This is a genomic window from Candidatus Accumulibacter sp. ACC003 (genome assembly GCF_907163085.1).
Classification (GTDB): Bacteria; Pseudomonadota; Gammaproteobacteria; order Burkholderiales; family Rhodocyclaceae; genus Accumulibacter.
In genome coordinates this window covers 414,552-432,640 of record NZ_CAJQTX010000002.1, presented here as the reverse complement: position 1 = coordinate 432,640, position 18,089 = coordinate 414,552, and the positions used below count along the sequence as shown (strand labels likewise).

The 18,089-nt window shown below is 63.2% G+C and carries 12 protein-coding genes and 1 pseudogene; 8 read left to right on the top strand and 5 right to left on the bottom strand.

Going from position 1 to position 18,089, the window contains the following annotated elements:
* Window positions 1-97 precede the first annotated feature (97 nt).
* On the top strand, window positions 98-346 hold the full coding sequence (locus QZ656_RS05690; protein WP_291992478.1) for a hypothetical protein: 249 nt from the start codon (window positions 98-100) through the stop codon (window positions 344-346).
* Between the two features lie 90 nt (window positions 347-436).
* On the opposite strand, the gene QZ656_RS05685 is transcribed toward QZ656_RS05690, so the two are convergent.
* Window positions 437-2,590: a helix-turn-helix domain-containing protein gene (locus QZ656_RS05685; protein ID WP_291991554.1), complete on the bottom strand. Its 2,154-nt coding sequence runs from the start codon at window positions 2,588-2,590 to the stop codon at window positions 437-439.
* A gap of 173 nt (window positions 2,591-2,763) precedes the next feature.
* A pseudogene (locus QZ656_RS05680) lies at window positions 2,764-3,321 on the bottom strand (IS3 family transposase); the annotation flags it as partial.
* 153 nt (window positions 3,322-3,474) lie between these two features.
* On the opposite strand from QZ656_RS05680, the gene QZ656_RS05675 reads away from it, so the two are divergent.
* The 7 genes from QZ656_RS05675 (at window position 3,475) to QZ656_RS05645 (ending at window position 10,921) form a co-directional block, all read left to right on the top strand.
* Window positions 3,475-4,383 (top strand): DUF4338 domain-containing protein, encoded by a 909-nt coding sequence (locus tag QZ656_RS05675; protein ID WP_291991618.1) that lies wholly within the window; start codon window positions 3,475-3,477, stop codon window positions 4,381-4,383.
* On the top strand, window positions 4,380-5,486 hold the full coding sequence (locus tag QZ656_RS05670) for a transposase family protein (RefSeq protein ID WP_291992477.1): 1,107 nt from the start codon (window positions 4,380-4,382) through the stop codon (window positions 5,484-5,486). Before QZ656_RS05675 ends, QZ656_RS05670 begins: the two co-directional genes overlap by 4 nt.
* Window positions 5,487-5,531: 45 nt before the next feature.
* Window positions 5,532-6,605 (top strand): Druantia anti-phage system protein DruA, encoded by a 1,074-nt coding sequence (locus QZ656_RS05665; protein WP_291991515.1) that lies wholly within the window; start codon window positions 5,532-5,534, stop codon window positions 6,603-6,605.
* A 38-nt stretch (window positions 6,606-6,643) separates the two neighbouring features.
* Complete coding sequence (locus QZ656_RS05660) at window positions 6,644-7,318, top strand: ISAs1 family transposase (RefSeq protein WP_291991516.1); 675 nt, start codon at window positions 6,644-6,646, stop codon at window positions 7,316-7,318.
* Window positions 7,315-7,818 (top strand): hypothetical protein, encoded by a 504-nt coding sequence (locus QZ656_RS05655; protein ID WP_291992476.1) that lies wholly within the window; start codon window positions 7,315-7,317, stop codon window positions 7,816-7,818. Before QZ656_RS05660 ends, QZ656_RS05655 begins: the two co-directional genes overlap by 4 nt.
* A gap of 470 nt (window positions 7,819-8,288) precedes the next feature.
* Window positions 8,289-9,680, top strand: coding sequence for a hemolysin family protein (locus tag QZ656_RS05650; RefSeq protein WP_291992475.1), 1,392 nt, complete (start codon window positions 8,289-8,291; stop codon window positions 9,678-9,680).
* The gene (locus tag QZ656_RS05645) at window positions 9,680-10,921 is read left to right on the top strand and encodes a hemolysin family protein (RefSeq protein WP_291992474.1); all 1,242 of its coding nucleotides are present in this window, start codon (window positions 9,680-9,682) and stop codon (window positions 10,919-10,921) included. Before QZ656_RS05650 ends, QZ656_RS05645 begins: the two co-directional genes overlap by 1 nt.
* Window positions 10,922-11,004: 83 nt before the next feature.
* Here QZ656_RS05645 and QZ656_RS05640 read toward each other — a convergent pair whose 3' ends face one another.
* The 3 genes from QZ656_RS05640 to QZ656_RS05630 are packed head-to-tail and all read right to left on the bottom strand — an operon-like array spanning window position 11,005 to window position 17,973.
* Entirely contained in the window at window positions 11,005-11,982 is a 978-nt protein-coding gene (locus QZ656_RS05640; protein ID WP_291992473.1) for a transglutaminase family protein, read from the bottom strand.
* A gap of 5 nt (window positions 11,983-11,987) precedes the next feature.
* Entirely contained in the window at window positions 11,988-14,546 is a 2,559-nt protein-coding gene (locus tag QZ656_RS05635; RefSeq protein ID WP_291992472.1) for a circularly permuted type 2 ATP-grasp protein, read from the bottom strand.
* 40 nt (window positions 14,547-14,586) lie between these two features.
* Window positions 14,587-17,973: a transglutaminase family protein gene (locus tag QZ656_RS05630; protein ID WP_291992471.1), complete on the bottom strand. Its 3,387-nt coding sequence runs from the start codon at window positions 17,971-17,973 to the stop codon at window positions 14,587-14,589.
* Window positions 17,974-18,089: the final 116 nt, after the last annotated feature.

The window sequence follows — 18,089 nt, the reverse complement described above, 5'->3', positions numbered from 1 at the left end:
TGCCGATGAGCAGGTCGGTTTGGGTGGATCTGCGACGTGTTGAGAACGCCGCAGCGGGACTGCGGGAAAAAACGTCTCCGTGCGGAGCAAGGTCCGCATGAACGAAGGCGATGCGATGTGCGCTCGTTGCCGCCGACGCAGTTGCGTTCGCCTCGACGACGTCACTCCCGGCCTTCCCTCAGCTCTTCAAGAAACCGGCACCGGCAGTGTTCATGTTGATCACCATCTTCAGAATGATCGACCCGTTTCTTCCTGCGCCAACATCTTCTTTCAGGCTCATGCCTCGGTGGAAACACGCGACCCGTTCAGGCTCACACCACAGTGGACAAGCAGCGCTGAAGCATGACTGTAGTGGTCAAGTAATTTCGGACACCTCGATAGGTTGTTTTTCTGCCATTTCAGATTTCCTGATCTCGGAGGAAACCGGGTTGGCACTTCAGACAAGAGTGAAGGTCATTCTTGCCCCGGTTTCCGGATGCGGAAAATCTTGCAGGGTGAGTTCCTCGAGGAGCGCGGCGATAGCGCGATCATGAGCTGGGCTGGCCATCCGGTGAATTTTGATGGTCAGGGTGTTGGCTAGCGCGTTCGGTTCGATGTCAGCGGAAGAAACGAACAATTCGCGAATGAGCGCACGTGCGTCGTCCTCCTTCTTCAAGTGGCGGCGCAATAGCGCCACCATGGCGGTCTCGGCCCGGTAGGCGACCATTTTCACGGTATCGCAGAGCATCTTGTTCAGCGGCGGCAGTTGGGTCGGTCGCTCGGCCTCGGGCAGACTGTCGATCGTCATCTTTCGGGGGCTTGCCTTGCGCGCCGCGCAAAGTCGCTTGAGCTCCTCCTGAACGGCCTGCAGTGCTTCGACAGACTCGGCGTTTTTCTGGATTTCGCCGCCGTCGTTCAAGGCCGTCCTGGCGATTGCGGCCTGCAGTTTTCTTTCGCTCTGGCGGGTTTGCCTGACGGCCTTGTCGAGTTCCCGCCAGCGGGGGTTAACGACCTGGTGAGTGCCGGGAAGAGATTCGTCTCCGTACTCGATAAGCCCATCAATATCATAATGTTCCATCATGTACGCGAAGTAGTTTTCCTGGCACCAACGGGCGAACATCCGCCCAGCGATGGTGGTGTTTCCGAGTTGCCGGGCGGTCGTGATCACGGCTGTTTGATGTCCCGTCTGGGTCAGCCGACGAACTTCGCTCACGGCCAGGCTGCCATCGCCTGTGCCGAGTCGGGTTTCGCGCATGGCGAGTTTCATCCCGGTGCTGCCGCCTGCCGGCAGATGGACTTCCTGTTCCTGAAACACCTCTTCGGACCAGAGGTCCTTGACGTTCTTGCGGTAGGTCAGTGCGCCGATGCGCTGTTTCCAGAGTCTGCCGAGGAGACTCTGGGTGGCCCCTTCCCGATCGAAGACCATGACAAACCGGTGCAGGGTCGGGTCGGCGTCCAGTTCGGCCGGCGTCGGCTGTCCCGGGACAATCTCCAGCAGTTGGGGGACGATGTCCTTGAGCAGGGTCTCGGCGAGTCCGTCATTGAGCGGCTGCGAAACCACAAAGAACGGGCGACCCAGGGCATCGTTAACCCAGTAGTCGGTGGTGCCCCGCAGGCACAGGCGTTCGCGCGAGACGTAGCGCTTCGACAGCCTGGCCTGCTCGCCGTGATACACCCGAACATGACCATCGACATACAGGTAACCCGCTTCTTCTGGCTCGCTTTCCATCCAGAGCTTCGCGAGATCCCGCATCCAGGCTGCCGGGTCACCCGTCTTGGCCAGCAGATGGACCTTTTCCCGCAGGGTGCGGACTTCCGGTACCCGGTCCAGGCCGATGACTTTGCCGAGTTCTCCGGGCGAGGTTTGTCGCAGATGTTCCGGCCGCTTGATTCGCCCCAGGGCCATGAAGCCGAGGACGAGAAGGATGTGCAAGGCGCTGTAGAATCCCCGGGGCAGCTTGAGATGGCGATCCAGGCCGGTCAGTAGCCCGTTCGCGCACAAGGCCGGCAAGCCGGCCAACAGCCCCCCCATCGCCACATCGTGGCTCGCTTCGAAGCGCGTCGTCGCACCGGTCGCCAATCCCAGCGCCGTTTGGATCCGCTCGTCGGCGCGCGTGCAGGCGGTGCCCATCCCCGCGGCGGCTTCCGCATCCGCCCGGCTGCGCTCACTCTTGGTGCTCGCCGCTTCCAACTCCCCTGCCTCTTGCGGCAAGGCGGCCAACTGCGGCACGCCCTGGCGCCGGATCGCCTTGCGCAGCGTCGACTCCTGGACGCCCACCTGCCGTGCCACTTCGGCAGGACGCTTTCCCTCGCTCAACAGCCGCGCGCATTCGGCACTCTTGTCCGGCGTCATGATCCGCGGCCGGCTCGCCGCCGCCGGTCGAAAGAAAGACGATGGCCCGGCTTTGCGGCTTTGTCCCACCCAGTTCATCAGCGTGCGGTGCGGGATGCACAGCGGTGGCCTTTCCAGTTCGACCGCCTTGACGTGCCCGTTCTCCATCAGGCTGGTCAGAGCGAACCTGCGGCCAGCGTCGTCTCCTACGGGGTGCGAGAAGTAATTGTCTCCCCCAACAAAGTAGATCGCTTGGCCATCCTTCTCCAGAATCGCCAACCCTTCTCCCACTTTCTGCGCACCATCCGGAAACCCTGGAAGCCACGATTGCCTCAACGTCTGCTCCTCCTTGCACTCCTAGCGAAGCTTGGTTTATGCCATAAGAAAATCATGGCCGTCAAAATAAAGTGCCACGTGCAATTCCGGAATTCTACCTACATTCCCGGCCGGGATCAGGAAATCTGCATTTGGTGTTCATAGACATTCGGCGGCAGGTAACCGAGTTTCGAGTGCAGGCGGGTGCTGTTGTAGAAGCCGACGATGTAGTCGGTCACATCGCGAGTGGCCTCGGCATGGTTGGCATAGTTGTTCGGCCAGACGCGCTCCATCTTGAGATTCAGGAAGAAGCGCTCCATGACGGCGTTGTCCCAGCAGTTGGCCTTGCGGCTCATGCTGGCTTGCAAATGGTGCCGGGCAAGCAAGCTACGGTGGGCGTCGCTGGCGTACTGGCTGCCGCGATCGGAATGCACCAGCAAACCCGCCGGCGGTTGCCGCTGGGTAATGGCCATCTGCAAGGCCGCGCAGACCAGTTCGGCAAGCATGTTTGGGGCCATCGCCCAGCCCACGATCTTGCGCGAGAACAGGTCCATCACGACGGCCAGGTACAACCAGCCGCTAGCCGTGCGGATGTAGGTGATATCCGAGACCCAGGCGACATTCGCCGTGGCCGGTTCGAACTGCCGGTTGAGCAGGTTGTCGGCGATCGGCAGGGTATGGCGGCTATCGGTGGTGTCAGCGCTGAAGCATGACTGCGCCAGCCCAGTACTGGCAAGGCGTTGCGGTGGGCAGGCAAAAAAGGTTTCGCACAAGGGAGCTAGACAGCCGGGGGGACTTCTGGCAGGATAGGTGGAGGGTCATTGGTCCACGTTTCAGCCGGAGGTATCGTGGTGGTTGCAACGAGCGAAGGGGAGTGGGTGCACTGCGGTCGCGTATTCAGCGCCGCGGAGATCGCCGAGGTGTGCGGGACGGTGGCGTGGCTGCCGGGATTGGCGCGCAAGGAGTTGGCGGCGACGGTCTGCGAGCACCTGGGGTGGACCACTCTGACAGGGACGGCGAAGATCAGCGCCTGCCTGGAGTTTCTGGAGCGTTTGCAGGCGGCCGGGCTGCTGACACTGCCGGCGATAAGGCCGTCGTCAGCACGCCGTTGCGCGCCGCCCGCGGCACCCGTAGATACGGTCACCGGGGAGCTTCCCGTGCACTGCGCCCTGTCGGCACTCGCACCGGTCTGCCTGGAAGTCGTTCGCGACGCGGCGTTGGTGGCGCAGTGGGATGCGCTGGTGGCGCGCTGGCACCCACTGGGTTTCCAGGGGGCCTTCGGCTACCGCCTGCGCTACTTCATCACGGCGGGCGACCGGCGGCTCGGCAGCGTCCTGCTGGCCGGCGCTGCCCGCGCGGTCGCCGTGCGCGACCGCTGGATCGGCTGGACGGCCCAGGCCCGCCGCGAGAACCTGGCGCGGGTGGTGAACAACAGCCGCTTCCTGATCTTTCCCCACGTCCGGGTGCCGCATCTGGCCAGTCATGTGCTCGGACAACTCGCGCGCCGCGCACGCGCGGACTGGCTCGATCACTGGGGCTTCGAGCCCCTGTTGCTGGAGACTTTCGTCGATCCTCGTCACTATACCGGCACCTGTTACCGCGCGGCCGGTTGGCAGTTGCTCGGGGCAACCAGCGGGCGCGGGCTGGCCCGCCCCGGCCAGTCGTATCGCAGCACGCCCCGCCAGGTGTGGCTCAAACCGCTGAGCGCCGATTGTCGCGACCGGCTGTGTGCCGCCCCTGGGAGCTCCCGGCCATGAGCAAACCCTGCCGTCGCCCGACACGCGCTGCCCTCAAGGAGCTGCGCTCAGAGAAGAAACGGCAGGAAAAGGCACTGAACGCGAAACGGCGCGCGAGTGGACAAGTCCTCCACTCCCCCACTTCTCTGCCCAACCGATGCTCAGCCTTCGCGACCGTCGGCGAGGAAAGGGAGGCCCGCGAGGACGCCGTGAGCAAAAAGACGCGTCTCCTGCGCAAAGAGCTACCCGCCTTGCTCGAGCAACTGGAACAAATTCCCGACCCGAGAGACCCCAGGAAGCGCCGCCACAAGCTGACCGCGCTGCTGCTTTACGGTCTGCTGATGTTCGTCTTTCAGTTCTCCTCTCGGCGCGAGACCAACCGCGAAATATCCCGTCCCCAGTTCATGGCCAACCTCCACCTGCTGTTCCCGGAGATCGAGACCCTACCACACGCCGACACCCTGTTTCGGCTGCTGCGCGACATCGACCTTGACCACCTTGAGCAGGCCCACGTCGATCTGGTGAAGCGGCTGATCCGCGGCAAGAGCTTCCGCCGCTATCTGATCAACCACTGCTACCCCATCGCCATCGACGGCTCGCAGAAGGTCGCCGGCGACACCCTCTGGGCGGAGGAACTCCTCCAGCGCACCGTCGGCAAGGAGGAAACCCGCCGCACCCAGTACTTCGTCTACGTCCTCGAGGCCAGCCTGGCTTTCCACAACGGCCTGGTCGTCCCACTGCTCAGCGAGTTCCTCGAACACGCGCTGGGCGATACCGAAGCACAAAAGCAGGACTGCGAGCTGCGCGGCTTTGTGCGCTTGAGCGACCGGCTCAAGACGCTGTTCCCCCGCCTGCCGATCCTGCTCCTGCTCGACGGCCTTTACGCCAACGGGCCGGTGATGCAGCGCTGCTTGCGCGCCCACTGGCAGTTCATGATCGTGCTTAAGGACAAGGATTTGTCCACGGTCTGGCAGGAGTTCCGCGCACTCCACGCCCTGAAGCCACAAGCCGTGCAGCGCGCTTGGGGAAGGCGCCGACAACACTTCAGCTGGGTCAACGACATCGACTACGCCTTCAGGGTGGATTTGTCCTCTCAGGCAACGCACGGGCAATCAAGCAGTTAGTTCTTCCCCCTGGACATTCGCGCCGGAAGTCCGTATAAATGGCGCATGGAAAGCGTTCTTGGTGCATTGCGTGTTCGCTTGGTGGGCAAGAGCGAAGAGGCTCGCTATCGGGAGTTGATGGCAGAGCATCACTACCTGGGCGACCTGGCGAAGATCGGGCACACGCTTTGGTACGTGGCCACCTACGGCGAAAAGTGGACGGCCTTGCTGAGTTTCTCTGCGGCGGCCTGGAAATGCGGCGTTCGTGACCGCTGGATCGGCTGGGACTATCGGCATCAGTACGATCGCTTGGGCCTGGTCGCCAACAATAGTCGCTTTCTGATCCTTCCCGATTGGCATTACCCCAATCTCGGCTCCAAGGTGCTCTCGCTGTGCGAGCGACGGATCGCAGAGGACTGGCAGGCGCATTTCGGGAAGCCGCTGTTACTGCTGGAGACCTTTGTGGACCCCTCGCGCTTCCAGGGGACCGTCTATCGCGCCGCGAACTGGACGCCTCTGGGGCTGACGCAAGGCTTTCGCCGCACCCGAGAAGGCTACAGCGCCCACCCGACGTCGCCCAAAGTTGTCTTTGTTCGCCCCTTGCAGGCGGACGCTCGCGGCCAACTTTCCCGCTCGATACTCAACCCCCGCTATCGCACAGGAGCGCCCAGGATGATGCTCACCGCCGAACAGATGCGCACGCTTCCCGATTTCTTTACCGGCATCGCCGACCCGCGGCGCGCGCAAGGAAGACGCCATCCCCTGCCGGCCGTGCTGGCCATCGCCACGGCGGCGGCGTTGTGCGGAATGCAGGGCTACAAAGCCATCGCCGGGTGGGCCAAAGACCTCACACCGAAAGCACGCGAGCGTTTCCGCTGTCGTCGCGAGAAGGGCGTTTACCGCGTACCCAGCGAGTTCATCATTCGTGACGTCCTGATCCGCGTCGATCCCACGGCACTCGACCAAGCGTGTCAGCAGTGGAACAAGGCCTATGCTCAAGACGACCCCAGTCTGGCGGTCGACGGCAAGACCATGCGCAATGCCCATGACGAGCACGGTCAGCAAACGCACATCATGAGTGTGGTCGGGCATCAGACCGGCGTCTACCACACCCAAAAAAAGTCGGCACCTTGCCCGTAAATGGCGGGGACGAGCTCAAGCAGACCAATGAAATCGGGATGTTCATACCCCTGCTCGATGCGATCGATATTCAGGGCAAGGACATCACCGCCGACGCGCTACTGACACAGCGCAAGCTGGCGACCTACCTGGTGGAGCGCAAGGCGCACTATCACTTCACGGTCAAAGGCAATCAGCCAACACTGCAAGCCGATATCGCGCTCCTCTTCCAGGATCGGAAGGGGGCAGACTTCATGGCGGTTTCGCCACCTGACCATGGTCGGATCGAGACTCGGCGTATTTGGTGCAGCAATGCCCTCAACGCCTATCTCGACTTCCCGCATGTCGGCCAGGTGTTCTTGATCGAGCGCGAAGTGCTGCACAAGAAGAGCGGCAAGCGGACGCACGAAATCGCTCTCGGGATCACCAGTCGCCCTCCAGAACAGGCCAGCCCACAGCAAATCCTCGCCATCAATCGCGGCCATTGGTCGATAGAGAACCGCTGTCACTACGTCATCGACTGGAACTACGACGAGGACCGTAGCCGTATTCGGACTGGTTACGGACCCGAGAACATGTCACGCCTGCGCCGCTTTGCCGTCGGAATCCTGCACCACTTCTCCGACGGCAAAACCAGCATTTCCGAAAAAATGCGCCACCTCAACCGCAACATCCGATTGGTCTTCGACTACCTGCGCATGACCAAAAATTCTACAGGCCACGTATCACCTTGATCCCGGCACGAGAACAAATTTACCGTGACTACGCCTTCGCGGCCAACGGGCGTCAGCGTCTCAAGCTGAACCTGGTGGTCTGTGAGGAAAGCTGGGAAAAGATCGATGAACAGGCCAGGACAGTCACCGAAACATCGCGCCACGCCTGGCTCTCCAGCCAACCGCTCAGACAAGACAATGTCCATGAGCGCTGCAACCTCGGTGCCCGCCACCGTTGGGGCATCGAAGCGGGCTTCCTCGTCGAAAAACATCAGGGCTACCACTACGAGCATGCCTTTGCCCTCGACTGGAATGCCATGAAAGGCTATCACCTCCTCATGCGCCTGGCGCATGTGTTCAATACCCTGGCACGTTTCACCCGGCAGTTACGCAACCTCTATCAAGAACTCGGTGTGCGCGGCGCCATCGCCTTCATCCGTAATTCCTGTGCTGCGCCCTGGCTTGACCCAGCACGCCTGCGTCTGCTTCTCGCCGAACCGTTCCTGCTGCAACTCGAATAACCTTGCCCAGGCCTGCCCAACACATCTTCCCAAGCGCGGCGCACCCCGCGCCGGGAAAGGCTCGCCTGGCGATCGTAACGGAGCTCCCTCGACCTCTCCTGTCCCACTGACTGAACACCAAACCCCCGCGCCGCAAGCGCTCCCTTGCCGCTAGCCAACCCCCATCTGGCCGCCTCGGCGGCGAAAGTGGGCGTAACCGGCAAGTGCTGTCGATTCGGGGAGGTCATGCGTCAGGGCTGGTGGACAAGGCTGCCGTTTGACTTCGGCATCGAGCTGGCTGATAATGATCGGTCGTGCGCGAGCACGAGAAAACGTCGATATTGATGACGAATCTTCATGGCGTTGAGATCGCCGCCGGCTTGCGGGCATGCCCGCAGGAGCGTTCCCGACGCTCCTCCTGGCCGCTTAAGCATGGCGCGCTTCCGTTGTTTGCTCGGAAGTCGCGTGCAATTTGACTCGGAGGGTGAGGAATGGATCCAGCACTCTGGATAGAGCTGGTGGCTTTTGTCGTCCTGTTGTGTTTTTCAGCTTTCTTTTCAAGCACCGAAACGTCGCTATTCTCGCTGAGCTCGTTCCACATCGATGAGATGCGCAGGGCCAAGAATCCGCGCATTGAACTGATCGAACGGCTGCGCAGCGAGCCGCGGCGCCTCATTGTCACGATCCTGATCGGCAATGAATTTGTCAACGTTTCGGCATCGGTCATTTCGGCCGCGGTGATCATCCACCTCTTTGGTGCGGAAAACGAGATGATCAACCTGCTGGTGATGGTGCCGATCCTGTTGCTGTTCGGTGAGATCACCCCGAAGGTGCTGGCGATCCGTAACAACATGGCGTTTGCCACTTTCCAGGCGCGGCCGATCGCTCTATTCGCACGGTTGATCACGCCGCTGCGCGAAGTGATCCGCCACGTCGCCGAATTCTTCATTAGCTTGATCGTCGGCAAGCAGCGCTCGCAAGGCAACCTGGTCACCGAGGACATGATTCGCACGCTGGTCACTGACGCTGTCGGCCAGGGCGCCCTCGACAGTCAGGAGGCGCATTACATTGAAAAGATTTTCGACTTCGGCAGTAAATCGCTACGCGATGTCATGCGGCCGCGATCCGACATCGAGTTCCTGTCGGCAGATCTGACGGTGCCGGAGTTGATTGTGGCGATCAAGACCAGCCGTCAATCACGCTACCCGGTATTCCGTGAACGCCGCGACGCCATCCTCGGGATTCTGCATACCCGCGACCTTCTCGGCGTCGATCTGGCGAAGCTGGAGCGGGATCCACACGCTTTTCGCAAGTTGCTGCGGCAGCCGAATTTCTTTCCCGAAACCAAGCCGGCGGTTGAGCTGTTCCACACCTTCCGGCAGCGCAAACTGTCCTTCGCTCTGATCGTGGACGAGTACGGCGGCGTTACCGGCCTGGTGACCATGGAAGACCTTCTGGAGTGCGTGTTCGGCGAAATCGCCAGCCCATCGGACAGCGAGATGCCCGACTGGCATATGGTCAGCGAATTCGACGATGGTCGCCGTCTGATCGACGCCGGCATGTCGCTCGAAGAGTTCAACAAGGTCTTCGGCGTTGACATCGATAGCGGCGACGCCGAAACCATCGCCGGTGCATTGCTCGATGCTTTCGGCGAGTTGCCGGCAACCGGCGCTTCGATCGTCCTGTCGGACATCAAGCTGACCGTCGAGGGCGTCGAGAACAACCGCATCACGCGCGTGCTCGTCGAGCCGCCGAAGGAAGCGCTGGATCAGGCCGAGAGCGAGGCCGGCGACGATACCGCCAAAGGCCAGGTGGGCAGCGCGGGCGCGGGCGCCGAGCCCGAGCCGCCCGCACAGCCGAGTAGCGGCCGGGCGTCCAGCTGATGGATATCTGGCTCACCGTCCTGTTCATGTTCGTTTGCCTGATCGCCGAAGCCTTCTTCTCGGGATCGGAACTCGGGATCGTCAGCGCCGACCGCATGAAGCTGCGCCACGACGCGGCAAAGGGGTCGGTGGGCGCGCGTCTGGCTCTCGAAATGCTCGAAAAACGGCCAGAGTGGTTGCTGTCGACGACGCTGGTCGGCACCAATATTGCGGTCGTCGCCAATTCGACGATCACCACCGCGATGATGATCTCGCACTTCGGCGAAGCCGGCAGCTGGATGGCGGTGCTGATCGTCGCGCCGCTGATCTGGGTATTCGGCGAAATCGTCCCGAAAAGTGTCTTCCAGCAGCGTGCCGACGCCTGGACGCCGTACCTGATCTACATCCTGCGCGCTTTCTCGATCCTCTTCTCGCCGATCCTGGTCGTCTTCGTCACCCTTTCCAAGCTCCTCTCCAAGCTTGCCGGCGGTGCCGCCGAGCATAATCCGTTTACCTTGCGCGAACAGATTCAGAGCATGGTGCAGATGCCTCCGCAGGAAGGCGGCGACATCCAGTTGATCGAGAAAAACATGATCAGGCGGATGTTCGGCTTTTCGGAAACGTCGGTGTCGAAGGTGATGGTGCCGCTGATTGACGTGGACGCCGTCGACAGCAGCTGCACGGTCGGCGAGGCCATCCGTCTGGCGGTGGCCAGCTCACACATCCGCTTGCCGGTTTTCAAGGGCCGCATCGACCGCGTGATTGGCATGCTCAATACCATGGACCTGATCGGCGTAGACCAGTCCTCGTCAATCGAACCGTTCATCACCCCGACGCAGTACGTCCCGGGCAGCAAGAGCGCCGCGTCAATGCTCGTCGAGCTGCGCAAGGACGGCGATGCGATGGCCGTGGTGATGGACGAGTTCGGCGGTGCCGAAGGGATCATCACCATCGAGGACATCATCGAAGAGGTTGTCGAAGATATCCAGGACGAGTACGACCGGCAGGAGAAGCCGGCCGAGTGGCTGAAGAAACTTGGCCATCATGATTATCTGGTCAGTGCCCGTGCCGACACCGCGATGCTCAGTGAGAAGCTGGGCTTGAAGCTGCCGGAAGGTGACTACGATACCTTGTCCGGTTTTCTCCTCGAGCACGCTCGCGAAATCCCGAAGACCGGCGCCGTCATCGAGGTCGTGGGCATCAAGTTTACCGTCCAGCGCGCCACGCCGCAGGTGATTCAGGAAGTGCAGATTACCTGGTAGGCGCTGTCGTTTACCGGCCAGGCGAGCAACTGGGGCGGTGGCGGCCGTGCTGACCTGAGCGTCACGCGGCGGCCGCTTCCTCGTCAGGCCAGCGCGTCGTCACCGCCTTCGGCAATTGGCGTGACGGTTACCGCAACGTCGAGTTCGTGCGCGCCAGCACCGAGAATGACTCCCCGCAACGGTGATACATCGGCGAAATCACGGCCCCAGGCGATGGTGATGTGCTGCGTGTCGGGCAGCAGGTTGTTGGTCGGATCGAAGTCGACCCAGCGACCGCCTTCCAACTCCGGGCAATAAACCGAGACCCAGGCGTGTGAGGCGTCGGCGCCGACCATTCGCGGTTGGCCCGGGGGTGGCTGCGTGAGCAGGTAACCGCTGACGTAGCGCGCGGCGAGGCCCTGCGAACGCAGGCACGAGAGCATCAGGTGCGCGAAGTCCTGACAAACGCCGCGCTTGTTGGCCAGTACCTCGAGCACGGGCGTCGCGACGGTGGTCGCTTCGGGGTCGAATTCGAGCTCGCTGTTGATCCGACTCATCAGCGCCTGCACCGCTTCCAGCAGCGGTCGTTGCGGCGTCAAGCACGTCTCGGCGTAGCCGGCGAACTCGCGCTTGACGCGCACGTGCGGCGATTCGAACTGGAAGCAGCTGGCGTCGAGCAAGACCGGACGAGAACCATAGGCCAGCGCATCGCGCACTTTTTCCCAGGGCAGCGAAGCAGGTACATGGCCAGGCGACTCGCGTGCTCGCGTCAGCGCCGCCACGGCTGCCTGCGCATCGTCCACGGGTAAGTGCGGCAGCACGTCGATGGTGCTTTCGGCACGGACCGCAAGGCGATCGTGCGGTAACTCGATGGCCAGTTCGCGAACCGGATTGCCAAAGCTGTCAACGCGCTCGCGGGCGGTGGTCGGCTCGGGCGAGACGCTGATCTGGTGACTCAGGCAGCGCTGCCATGGACAAGCACGCGGCGTCAGATGCAGGAGTTGGCGCGATAGCGACACCGGACTGTCGTAGGTGTAGATCGTCTCGTGGACTACGTGATAGCGGGCTGTTGGCGGTCGCACGGCGATCAGGAGGTGAGGGTGTAGCGACTGACGTCGCTGACGTGACTGAAAAAGCGCATCGCCAGGCTATCCGAGAGCGCCGCGGCGGCGAGGGCCATCTCGTCCAGCACCGCTGCCAGTTCGCGGCACGGATCGCAGGAACGGCACTTGCTGAAGCTCTGACCCTCGAAGCTCCCGAGGTCGAAGCCTTTCAATTGTGCCAGCGCGGCGCGTAGCGTCTGGTCACGAGGTCCGCCGAGCAGGCGCGCCAGATTGTCGAGGTAGCGGACCAGGATCTGCAATTGAAAGGCGACGGAGTGTGGGTTGTCGCAGTCGAAGACGACCAGGTCCAGTGTCGGCAGAAGCTCTGGTTGAGTCATGTAGCGCGAGCGATAGGTAATGATGCTGTCCGTCAGTTCGAGCAACCATTCCAGACCGCCAGCGGCGCGTGTCGAATCCAGGCGGAGGAAATAGGCGACGGCTTTGGCGAGGAAGATCAGGCGTTCGATGCGTCGGCCGATGATCAGGAAACGCCAGCCGTCGTCGCGGGTCATGTTGTCCATCGCGAAACCGGCCAGTGACGACGACGCCAGCAGCACCTGATCAAGAAAAGCCAGCGCCTCGCCAAGGTCGGCGTGTGCTTCCCGGCTGGCCAGCTTGTTGTACGCCTGCAGCTGCTGCTGCAAACGATTGAGCGCGTGCCAGTTGTCCAGCGAGAAGCGCTCGCGTACCTGTGCCGCAACCCATAGCAGGCGGCGGATGTCGCCGGCCAGGCCATCGCCCCATTCCTTGCTGAAAATTGCCGCCAGCAGCAGCTCTTCGCGCTCTTCCTGTGAGTTCGGCAGCTTCGGCGGCGTATCGCTGCCGGCTTTGCCTTCGCTCATCGGCAGCAGCTTCAAGGCCAGGCAGACCTCGAGCGCCGAAGTTAGCGCCGGCAGCGAGTCGGCGCCGGCGTCGAGCAGTCGCGAAAGGACGACGCGCAAGATTCGCGAGGTCTTGTCGCAGCGCTCGGCGTAGCGGCCGAACCAGTACAGATTCTCGACGACCCGCGACGACAGCTTGCGGCCGCCGCGTACCAGGTCGGCCTTGCCGACCGAATGCTTGAGCAGGCTGAAGGTATTGACGCCGGCGTCGGTCAGCACCCAGGTGTCCTTGCTCGAGCCGCCGCGCTGCATCGAAATGATGCGTGCATTGGACGCCGCTGACACCCGGGTCAATCCACCCGGCATGACGACGGGGCCGTTTGGCGTGGCGGTAACGAAAACGCGCAGGCCGACGCCGCGCGGCAGCAGCCGTCGTTTGTGGGAGGCGCTCCAGGCCGGCGCCTGCGAGTAGTTGACGAGTTCCTGGGCGACGTAGGCCTGTGGTCTGGCGCGCAGACGGGCGATCATTTCGTCGCGCTGGCTGCCGCTCAATTCATTGCCGAACAAGGGATCGAAACGTTGCGAGGGATACGAGCCCTTGATCACCAGGCGGTCCAGATGCTCGATGGTGTACTCCAGGGCGGCCTCCTCGCCACACCACCAGGTCGCCACCGACGGCATCGCCAGCTTCTCACCGAGCAGTTTTTCGCAGGCTCCGGGCAGGAAGCCGGGCAGCGCCGCGGACTCGAGCAGGCCGCTGCCGAGGGCATTGGCGACCAGCACATTGCCGCTACGGACAGCCTGCAGGAGGCCGGGAACACCCAGCGCCGAGTCGCCGCGCAGTTCGAGCGGATCGCAGTAGTCGTCGTCAAGCCGGCGCAGGATCGCATGCACTCGGCGCAAGCCATTGAGCGTTTTGAGGTAGACGGAATCGCCGCGGACCGTCAGATCCTGGCCTTCGACCAGCGGGAAGCCGAGATAGCGTGCCAGATAGGCGTGTTCGAAATAGGTTTCGTTGTAGGGGCCTGGCGTCAACAAGACGATCAGCGGCGCTTCGCCGGTGCGCGGCGCCCAATGCGCAAGCGCGTTCTGCAGTTCGCGAAAGAACGAAGCCAGGTGTTGAACGCGCAGGTCACGGAACTGTTCAGGAAAAGCGCGGCCGACGATGGTCCGGTTTTCGAGGGCATAGCCGGCGCCGGACGGCGCCTGCGTACGGTCGGCAATGACCCACCAGCGGCCGTCCGGCGAGCGCGCCAGGTCTACCGCGTAGAGGTGCAGGTAGATATCGCCGGCTGGCCTGACGCCCTGGCACGGCCAGAGGAAGTTGTTGTGACCGTAGACCAGTGCCGGCGGCAGTGTGCCGTCCTTGAGCAGCTGCTGTTCGCCGTACAGGTCGTGCAAGACGGCGTTGAGCAGGCGCGCCCGCTGGCTGACCGCGGCGGCGATGCCCTGCCACTCGGCCGCCGACAGAATCAGCGGCAGCGGGTCGAGTTCCCACGGCCGGTCGGCACCTTCCGGGTCGGCGTAGACGTTGTAGGTGACGCCGTTCTCGAGGATCCGCCGGCGCACGTACGCGAGCCGGTGGCGCATCTGCTCGGGCGTCGCCCAGTCGAGATGCGTAAAGAAAGGCTGCCACGCGCGCCGAACGCTGCCGTCTTCGGCGAGCATCTCGTCGAAGCGGTCGGCTTCTTGTGGATAGGTCGAGAGCAGGGATCGCGGCATCAAGGACAAAGGCGCGGGAATCACCCCGCGCCGGCTGGTTTCAGGATCGCCGCAAGTCTAGCGTAAACGGGAAGCCGGAATTGCCTGCTGACGGCGGCACGTCGATCTGGCCAGGCGTGTGGCCAAACGGCGTGAAGCGAGCCAGGCGGCGGCCCTCGGCCTCGTTGGCATTGACCGGATAGCGGTCGGGGTTGCGGCCGCCAGGGTGTTCGACGTGATATTGGCAGCCGCCGAGCGAGCGCTTCATCCAGGTGTCGACCAGGTCGAAAACCAGTGGCGCGTGCACGCCGATCGTCGGATGCAGCGCCGATGGCGGATTCCACGCCCGGTAGCGAACGCCGGCGACGAACTCGCCGACCTTGCCGGTCGGGCGCAGCGGTACGGCGTGGCCATTGCACGTCAGCACGTAGCGATCACCGGCCATGCCGCTCACCTTGACTTGCAGACGCTCCAGCGACGAGTCGACGTAGCGCGCCGTGCCACCCGCCGCTCCCTGTTCGCCGAGCACGTGCCAGGGTTCCAGCGCATGCCGCAGCTCCAGCACCATGCCCAGCGTCGAGATACTGCCGTGCACCGGGAAGCGGAACTCGAAATGCGGCGCAAACCACGCCTCCTCAAGAGCGTAACCGGCGTCACGCAGCTCGCTGAGGACGTCGTCGAAGTCCTGTTTGACGAAGTGCGGCAGCATGAAGCGATCGTGCAACTCGGTGCCCCAGCGGAGCAGTCGCTCGGGCGCATACGGCGTCCGCCAGAAACGGGCAATCAGCGCCCGCAGCAGCAGTTGCTGGGCCAGCGACATGCGTGCGTGCGGCGGCATCTCAAAGGCCCGCATCTCGAGCAGACCGAGACGGCCGGTAGCGCCGTCGGGTGAGTAGAGCTTGTCGATACAGAACTCGGCTCGGTGGGTATTGCCGGTCGAGTCGATCAGCAGATTGCGCAAGGCGCGGTCGATGGCCCATGGTGCGACGCACTCGGCCGCGTCGGCTGCCGCTTGCGGCAACTGGCTGAAAGCGATCTCCAGCTCATAGACCGAATCGTTGCGTGCTTCGTCGACGCGCGGTGACTGGCTGGTCGGGCCGATGAACAGACCCGAAAAGAGGTACGAGAGCGACGGATGGTTGTGCCAGTAGCTGATCAGGCTGCGCAACAAGTCGGGGCGCCGCAGGAAGGGCGAGTCGAGCGTGCTGGCACCGCCGAAAACGAAGTGGTTGCCACCGCCGGTGCCGGTATGGCGACCGTCGAGCATGAACTTCTCCGGCGACAGGCGCGACAGGTGCGCCGCTTCGTAGAGATGCGTCGTTCGTTCGACGAGTTCGTCCCAGGTCGCCGATGGCTGGATGTTGACCTCGATCACGCCGGGGTCGGGGGTGACCCGGAAGTTGCTCAGCCGCGGATCGGACGGCGGCTCGTAGCCCTCGATGATGACTGGCGCGGCGAGCGCTTCGGCGGTGGCTTCGACGGCGGCGAGGAGTTCGAGATAGGCGTCGAGAGTCTCGGTCGGTGGCATGAAGATGTACAGAACGCCCTGGCGGGCCTGCGCCGAAACCGAGCTGCGGGTGACCAGCGTCGCCGATTCGGCGGGCGCCGGTGGCCGATCGTCCTGGCTGGCGGCGGCGTGCAGCAGGGCGTCGTCTACGCCTTCGAGCGCTCTTGCCGCGAAGCCGTCGCCGCGGACCGCGGCGCTGACCGCTGGCAGGCCGAGGCTGCGACTGACCGCGTAACGGGCGCGGATGTCGGTGTGCGCCGCTAGCTCCGGAAAGTCTTGCGTCGGGTCGGGTGCATGCACGTACGGATAGTCGGCTTTGGCTACCCACGGCTGCGAGTCGAGCGGCAAGCGATAACCGATCGGCGAATCGCCCGGAACCAGGTAGCAGCGGCCGCCGCGCAAGTACCAGGGGCCGCTTTGCCAGCCACCGTGGGGGCGCGCCTGCAGCGGCAGAACGTGGCCAACGGCGTGTTCGAGTCCCTGCCGAAAGACTTTCGCCAGGCGCGCGCGTTCGAGCGGGTCTTCGAGGCGCGAATCGAAGGGGTCGACGTTGATCGGCAGGCGGTCCTCTCGCCACAGGTGATAGAAGACGTCCTCGTAGGCGGCGAACACGTACTTCGGGTTAATCGACAGCCGCTTGGCGAGGTGGCGCAGGAAGCGTCCGGCGAGTTGCTCATCGGCGCCATAGTCATGGTTTTCGTCGGCATACAAAGCCGGGTCGTGCCACAGCGCTTGTCCGTCACGCCGCCACAGGCAGTTCAGCGACCAGCGCGGCAGCTGTTCGCCGGGATACCATTTGCCCTGGCCGAAATGCTGCAGGCCCTGCGGCGCGTATTTTTCGCGCAAGCGCTGAAAGAGTTCGGTGGCGCGCTGGCGTTTGCTCGGGCCGAGGGCCTCGGTGTTCCATTCGGCGCCATCGTGGTCGTCGATCGAGACGAAGGTCGGTTCGCCACCCATTGTCAGGCGGACGTCGTCGCTGCCGAGGTCGCTGTCGATTTGATGGCCAAGCGCCTCGATCGCCTGCCACTGCTCGTCGGAATACGGCCGAGTCACCCGCGGCGCTTCCCAGACACGTTCGATTTTCATGTGGTGCTCGAACTGGCACTCGCATTTCTCGGTCATGCCGGTGATCGGCGACGCCGACGCGGGTTGCGGCGAACACGCCAGGGGAATGTGTCCCTCGCCGGCAAAAAGCCCCGAGGTCGGGTCGAGGCCGATCCAGCCGGCGCCGGGCAGGTACACCTCGCACCAGGCGTGCAGGTCGGTGAAATCGTGATCGGTGCCGGATGGTCCGTCGAGCGACTTGACGTCGGGTACCAGCTGGATCAGGTAGCCGGAAACGAAGCGCGCCGCCAGGCCGAGATTGCGCAGCACCTGCACCAGCAACCACGCCGAGTCGCGGCACGAGCCGCGCGCCAGTACGAGCGTTTCATCGGGCGTCTGCACGCCGGGTTCGAGGCGGATGACGTAGCCGACCTTGTTCTGTACTCGCTGGTTGATATCGACCAGAAAGTCTACGCTGGCGCGTGCCGCCGTCGGAATCGTCGCCATAAAGCGTTGCAGCGCCGGCGTCGGCGGCAAGGCTTCCAGGTAGGGTTGCAGTTCTTCCCGCTGCCAGGCCTCGTACTTGAATGGAAACGTCGTCGCGTACGGCTCGGGAAAGAAGTCGAAGGGGTTGATCACCGACATCTCGGCGACCAGATCGACTTCCACGCGAAACTCGCTGCTCTTTTCCGGGAAGACCAGTCGCGCCAGGTAGTTCGCCTGCGGGTCCTGCTGCCAGTTGATGAAATGCTCTGCCGGCGTGATTTTTAGCGAGTAGCTGAGGATCGGCGTGCGCGAATGCGGCGCCGGCCGCAAGCGGATGACCTGCGGCCCCAGGCTGATCGGGCGGTCGTAGCGATAGTGCGTCAGGTGATTCAGGGCGACATGAATGGACACGGTTCGACTCCAGGGCAGCAAAAGGTGATGGCAAAAGACTTCTAGGCACGCAACGCGCCATTTCGGAAAAGTGACAAAGCGGCTGTGTCGGCGCGGCAGCGCACGACGGCGACGGC

Coding starts and splice junctions, on each gene's coding strand:
- QZ656_RS05645 (WP_291992474.1), top strand. CDS start 9,680: ATGGATATCTGGCTCACCGTCCTGTTCATGTTCGTTTGCCTGATCGCC.
- QZ656_RS05690 (WP_291992478.1), top strand. CDS start 98: ATGAACGAAGGCGATGCGATGTGCGCTCGTTGCCGCCGACGCAGTTGC.
- QZ656_RS05650 (WP_291992475.1), top strand. CDS start 8,289: ATGGATCCAGCACTCTGGATAGAGCTGGTGGCTTTTGTCGTCCTGTTG.
- QZ656_RS05660 (WP_291991516.1), top strand. CDS start 6,644: ATGTTCATACCCCTGCTCGATGCGATCGATATTCAGGGCAAGGACATC.
- QZ656_RS05670 (WP_291992477.1), top strand. CDS start 4,380: ATGAGCAAACCCTGCCGTCGCCCGACACGCGCTGCCCTCAAGGAGCTG.
- QZ656_RS05635 (WP_291992472.1), bottom strand. CDS start 14,546: ATGCCGCGATCCCTGCTCTCGACCTATCCACAAGAAGCCGACCGCTTC.
- QZ656_RS05665 (WP_291991515.1), top strand. CDS start 5,532: ATGGAAAGCGTTCTTGGTGCATTGCGTGTTCGCTTGGTGGGCAAGAGC.